The organism is Micromonospora sp. D93, from assembly GCF_018070365.1.
GTDB lineage: Bacteria > Actinomycetota > Actinomycetes > Mycobacteriales > Micromonosporaceae > Micromonospora > Micromonospora ureilytica.
In genome coordinates this window covers 1-1,319 of sequence record NZ_JAGPXW010000060.1, presented here as the reverse complement: position 1 = coordinate 1,319, position 1,319 = coordinate 1, and the positions used below count along the sequence as shown (strand labels likewise).

Here is a 1,319-nt window from a genome sequence, read left to right as displayed (position 1 = left end):
CTTGAGTTCCACCGGTCGTTGCAACACCCCTACCTCGATGGGGTGTCATGGAGTTCGAGCAGCGCAAGGACCGGAGTTCAGGATCGGCGGGAGTAGGCCGCGGGCTCGTTCGTGAGCGGGCGGCATACTTCCAGCTCATGCAAGAGGGGTACAGCAGCCGCGAAGCCGCCAAGGTCGTGGGCGTGCACTGCCGGACCGCACGAGGTTGGCGCAACGGCCGCGCCCCAACGCAGAGAAAGCCCGGGTCACCAGCGCGTAATGCGCCGGTGACCCGGGCTTCGTTGTCTTCCCGGTACCTCAGCGAGGCCGAACGCATCCACATCGCCGACCGCCTCCGGGAGAAGGCGTCGCTGCGGACCATCGCCAAAGAACTGGGCAGAGACCCCGCCACGATCAGCCGCGAGGTGCGCCGCAACGGGCACCCCGACAGCGGCGACTACCGGCCACACGCCGCTCAGGCCCGCGCCGCCTCCAGGCGGCCCCGCCCGAAACCGGGGAAGCTGACGCTCCACAACGAGCTGCGCGAGTTCGTGCAGGACTGCCTCGACCAGAAGTGGAGCCCGGAGCAAATCGTCCGCAGCATCCGCCGGCAGTATCCCGACCGCCCGGACATGCACCTCGTACACGAGACGATCTACCTGGCCATCTACATGCCCAGCCGCGGCGGACTACGCCGCGAGGTCACGACCAGTCAGTTACGCACCCGCCGGATCCGGCGCAAGCCTCGCCGCATGGCGAACCGCCGACAGCCGCGCTACTCGACGCCGATGACGATGATCAGCGAACGACCGGCGGAAGTGGCGGATCGCACCGTGCCCGGCCACTGGGAAGGTGACCTCATCATCGGCAAGGACCAAGGTTCCGCCATCGGCACGCTCGTCGAACGCACCACCCGCTACCTACTGCTGGTGCACCTGCCCATCGACCGGTCGGCAGCCCAGATGCGCGACGCCCTGATCGCCACGATGAACCCGTTGCCGGCCGGGCTGAAACGCTCGCTGACGTGGGACCAGGGCAGCGAAATGGGACTGCACCACCAGTTCACCAAGGCCACCTCAATGCCGGTCTACTTCTGCACCCCGGCGAGTCCCTGGCAGCGAGGCACGAACGAGAACACAAACGGCCTGCTCCGCCAGTACTTCCCGAAGGGAACGGACCTGTCGGGCTACACGGCCGACGACCTGGCCGCCGTCGCTGCCGAACTAAACGCCCGCCCCAGGAAGGCACTCGGCTGGGAGAGCCCAACCGAGTGCCTGTCTAAACTCCTGGCGTCAGCCCAGAACTAGCCCACCGTGTTGCGACGATCCCTGGAACTCAAG

1 protein-coding gene is annotated in these 1,319 nt (G+C 67.1%); it reads left to right on the top strand.

The annotated features are described in order from the left end of the window. The first annotated feature begins 137 nt into the window (after positions 1 to 137). Positions 138 to 1,286, top strand: a complete 1,149-nt coding sequence (locus tag KBX71_RS33395; protein ID WP_210821669.1) for an IS30 family transposase — start codon at positions 138 to 140, stop codon at positions 1,284 to 1,286. The last annotated feature ends 33 nt before the right edge of the window (positions 1,287 to 1,319 follow it).

What these genes read in the sequence shown, in the direction of transcription:
- KBX71_RS33395 (WP_210821669.1), top strand. Translation starts at nt 138, where the DNA reads ATGCAAGAGGGGTACAGCAGCCGCGAAGCCGCCAAGGTCGTGGGCGTG.